Origin of the sequence: Mycobacterium sp., assembly GCF_049280035.1 — a bacterium.
In the GTDB taxonomy this organism is placed as follows: domain Bacteria; phylum Actinomycetota; class Actinomycetes; order Mycobacteriales; family Mycobacteriaceae; genus Mycobacterium.
In genome coordinates, this window is sequence record NZ_JBAPPI010000429.1 from 1 (window position 1) to 4,414 (window position 4,414).

Below are 4,414 nucleotides of genomic sequence, written 5' to 3' on the forward strand. Positions count from 1 at the left end.
TCACGCCGTGGTGGAAACAGGTGAGCAGAAACACCTATGTCGCCTACTTCACCAACACCAACGGTGTCTACACCGGCGACGAAATACGTATCCTCGGCGTCGCGGTGGGAACAGTGGAGCAGATCGACCCGCAGCCCAATGCGGCGAAGGTCACCTTCACCGTCGACTCGCAATACTCGGTGCCTGCCGACGTCCGCGCGGCGATCTTGTCGCCGTCACTGGTGACCGCGCGAGCGATTCAGCTCGTTCCCGCCTACTCCGGCGGCCCGAAACTGGCCGACGGCGCGACCATCCCCCTGGACCGCACCGCGGTTCCCGTCGAATGGGACGACCTGCGCCGGCAGTTGGAGAAGCTCACCGACTCCCTGCAGCCCACAACCCCTGGCGGGACGAGCCCCCTGGGCGAATTCATCAACACCACAGCGTCCAACCTGCGCGGCGAGGGTGACACCGCGCGTGACACCCTCATCAAACTTTCACAAGCGGTTTCAGCGCTCGGCGACCACAGCACAGACATTTTCAGCACGGTGCGCAACCTGCAGTTGCTGGTGTCCGCGCTGACCTCGAGTAGTGATCTGCTGGCCTCGTTCAACCGAAACTTGGCCAACGTCACAACAGTGATGACCAATACGCCCAACGAGTGGGGCCAGGCGATGCAGGGCTTAGACGGGGCGGTGAACGACCTACGCGGCTTCGTCGCCGACAACCGAGAGGCGCTCGGCACCACCTTCGACCATCTCAGCGCGATCACGACGGCGATGAACGACAGCCGCGGTGACATCAAGCAAGTCCTGCATGTGGCGCCCACGGTGTTCCAGAACTTTATGAATATCTATCAACCCGCGCAGAGTGCAGTCACCGGCATTCTGGCTCCGGTGAACTTCGCCGACACAGTCCAATTCCTCTGCGGTGCAATCGAGTCCGCGGCCCGGGTGGGCGCCAAGCAATCCGCGAGACTGTGCGAGCAGTATCTGGCTCCGATCATGAAGAACCGCCAGTACAACTTCCCGCCGATCGGTATCAATCCGTTCGTGGGTGCATCGGCACGCCCCAACGAGATCACTTACAGCGAAGATTCGCTTAATCCGCACCTGCCACCGCCCCCATCGAATGGCCCGGCGCCGGTGAACGACACTGCCGGCGCAGTGCCGCCGGCTGGTCCGCCGCCGGCGGCAACTACCACTCGCTCCGCCGACCCCCAGCAAGGATTGCAAGGTTTGATGGTGCCCGCGGCCGCAGCGGTGGCACCGAAGGGCACGCCATGAGACGCAATGTTGCTGCGGTGCTGATTGTTTCGTGCCTATGCACGTTGACAGGGTGCGGATGGAAGGGCCTCAATACGCTCAGCCTGCCGGGAACCGAAGGCGCCCGCAAAAACGCATACATTATTCAGGCGCAGTTGCCCGACGTGGTCGTCATTCAGCCGAACACTCGGGTACGTGTCGCCGACGTCAACGTCGGCAACGTCACCAAGATCGAAGTACAGGACTGGCATGCCCTGGTGACCATGCGGATCAACGGCGATATCCATCTGCCCGCGAACAGCACCGCCAAAGTCGGGCAGACCAGCCTATTGGGCTCCATGCACATCGAATTGGCGCCGCCGACCGACGAGCCACCGAAAGGCGAACTGAAGAATGGCTCGGTGATTCCGCTGTCCAGAGCCGCTACCTACCCGACAACCGAGCAGACCCTTGCGTCGGTGGCTATTCTGCTCAACGGCGGCGGGTTGGGTCATATTCAGGAGATAACCCAAGCGTTCGCAACGGCATTGACCGGCCGTGAAAAAGATATGCGCAGCTTGCTAACCCAGCTGGATACCTTCGTTACCCAGCTGCACGCCCAGACCGATGACATAATCGCGGCCACTGAGAGTCTCAACTCGTTGGCCGGGCAAGTCGCGGCTAAGGATCAAGTCGTCGACAAGGCGCTCACCACGATCCCGCAGGCGCTGGCCGTGCTATCGGATTCGCGAAAGAAACTGGTCGACGCGATCGATGCGGTGGGCAAGTTCAGCGCCGTCGCGGCCTCAACGATCCATCAGACCAAAAAATCGCTCACCGACAACTTCCGCAACCTCGCGCCAGCTCTGCGGGAACTGGCTAACGCCGGGCCCGCTCTGACCAAAGGTCTGGATTTCCTGTCGACGTACCCGTGGGTGAAAAGCACCGTCCCCAACTGGTTTCGGGGTGACTTCGCCAACATCTCGCTCGTCATCGATCTGACATTGAGCCGCATTGACAGCGGTATCTTCACCGGGACGAGGTGGGAAGGCAACCTCACCGAACTGGAACTGCAGTGGGGTCGCACCATTGGGCAGATGCCGAGCCCGTACACCGCGGCCAACCCATTGATTGCGCCCTACCACTTCGGGGGCTACTAGGATGGCGCGTACCAGCACCCTGCGCCTGTCCCGTCGGATCTGGACACAGTTGGCGATCCTCGCGGCGATCACCGTTATCGCCATTGGCGTGATGGCGTTCGGCTTCGTTAAAGTACCTGCGCTGCTGGGAATTGGGCGATACACGGTGACGGTAGACCTTCCCTCATCCGGCGGTTTGTACCCGACGTCGGTGGTGAACTATCGCGGCAGCGAGGTCGGTAGCGTCAAATCGGTCGATGTCACCCGCGACGGGGTTCGTGCCGTTCTTTCACTCAACTCGGGCATCGCGATTCCGTCCGATGTGACAGCCGCGGTGCACAGCCGGTCGGCGGTCGGCGAACAGTTCCTCGAGCTGACTCCGCACTCGGGTACGGCCAAAGACACCGGGCCAAAGCTGCGCGACGGCGCCGTCATTCCGGTCGGCCGGGTGCAGGTTCCCGTCGATATCGGTTTCCTGCTCGACGCCACCAACAGGGCTCTGCAGGCGATCCCGCAAGACAATCTGCATACCGTTGTCGACGAAGCCTCGAAGGCCGTTGCCGGACTCGGGCCGGAACTGTCTCGTCTTGTCGACGGATCGACAGCGCTGGCGATCGACGCAGGCAAGACCACCGATCCGATCGCCAAACTGATCGACCAGTCTCCACCCGTGCTCAATTCCCAAGTGCGGACGTCGGATTCGATCGCGACTTGGGCGCGGCGGGTAAACTCGATCACCAGTCAGCTCAAGGCGCAGGACACGGCCGTTGCGGATCTGCTCAACGTGGGCGGGCCGGCGCTGAATGAAGGCACGGCGCTGTTCGACCGGCTCGCGCCGACGTTGCCGGTGCTGCTGGCCAACCTGGTGAGTCTCGGCAAGATCGCGGTGGACTACCACAACGATCTCGAGCAGCTACTGGTTCTCTTCCCGCAGGGGACCGCCGTAATGTCGGCGATCGCCGAGCCTGACTCGGACAGCAAGCAGGACTATAAAGGCGTCTACCTCGATTTCAACTTGAACCTCAACCTGCCGCCACCCTGCAACACCGGATTCCTGCCGGTCCAGCAGCAGCGGATCCCGGTCAGGCAGGACTATCCCGACCGGCCCGCCGGTGAGTTGTACTGCCGCATCCCGCAGGACTCCGACATGAACGTCCGCGGCGTACGCAACACTCCGTGCGAGACAAAGCCGGGGAAGCGTGCCCCGACGATCGAGATGTGCGAGAGCGACGAGCAGTATGTCCCGCTCAACGACGGCCTCTACTGGAAGGGCGATCCCAACGCGACACTCAGCGGTCAGGGTGTGCCGCAGTATCCGCCGGGCACCGACCTCAGCCGCGTGCCACCGTTGAATGTTTTACCTCGGCCACCTGGCCCGGCGGCGCCGGCGCCCGCTCCGCCGGTCGCTGTCGTCCCCTATGATCCGGCCACCGGAAGTTACACGGGCCCCGATGGCCGCACCTACACCCAGTCCGACCTGGCCGACGGCACGAAAGGCAAGACATGGCAGAGCATGCTGATACCGCCGGGCAGATAGACGAACCGGCGGTGCCCGATGATGAAAGCGAGGTCGACGAGCACGAAGCTGACGACGACGCGGCCCAAAGCGCTGAAGTGCCGGCACCGCAGCGGTTTTCCGACACACGCACAGTAATCACGGTGGGACTTGTTATCGTCGCGGCATTAGCCTTGGTCGGTGGCTGGCTCGGATACCGTGTCTACCAGGACCGCCAGGCGCAAGCGCAGCGCAATCTATACGTGCAAGTCGCTCGTCAGACTGCGGTGAACCTCACCACGATCGACTACACCCGGGTCGACGCCGACATCAAGCGGATCCTGGATTCGGCGACCGGCGGCTTTTACGACGATTTCCAGAAGAGATCGCAGCCATTCGTCGACGTCGTGAAGAAGGTGCAGTCAAAGTCCGAGGGCACGGTGGCCGAAGCGGCGCTGCTATTGCCCGAGGTCAATGATCAGGCGCAAGTGCTAGTCGCGGTAGAGGTGAAGACAACGATGGCCGCAGCGCCAGAACAAGAACCGCATAGGTGGCGG

The 4,414-nt window shown here is 62.4% G+C and carries 4 protein-coding genes; all 4 read left to right on the plus strand.

Going from position 1 to position 4,414, the window contains the following annotated elements; all coding sequences use genetic code 11:
- Nucleotides 1–1,265, plus strand: a 1,265-nt coding sequence (locus WAN71_RS14265) for an MCE family protein (RefSeq protein ID WP_422225958.1), incomplete at its 5' end; no start/stop codon positions are given.
- Nucleotides 1,262–2,383, plus strand: coding sequence for an MCE family protein (locus WAN71_RS14270; RefSeq protein WP_422225959.1), 1,122 nt, complete (start codon nucleotides 1,262–1,264; stop codon nucleotides 2,381–2,383). The genes WAN71_RS14265 and WAN71_RS14270, both read left to right, overlap by 4 nt.
- Before the next feature lies 1 nt (nucleotide 2,384).
- Nucleotides 2,385–3,899, plus strand: coding sequence for an MCE family protein (locus WAN71_RS14275; protein WP_422225960.1), 1,515 nt, complete (start codon nucleotides 2,385–2,387; stop codon nucleotides 3,897–3,899).
- Nucleotides 3,866–4,414, plus strand: a 549-nt coding sequence (locus tag WAN71_RS14280) for an Mce protein (protein WP_422225961.1), incomplete at its 3' end; no start/stop codon positions are given. The genes WAN71_RS14275 and WAN71_RS14280, both read left to right, overlap by 34 nt.

Bases quoted from the DNA above. Each gene is read 5' to 3' on its own strand.
- WAN71_RS14275 (WP_422225960.1), top strand. From the start codon at position 2,385: ATGGCGCGTACCAGCACCCTGCGCCTGTCCCGTCGGATCTGGACACAG.
- WAN71_RS14270 (WP_422225959.1), top strand. From the start codon at position 1,262: ATGAGACGCAATGTTGCTGCGGTGCTGATTGTTTCGTGCCTATGCACG.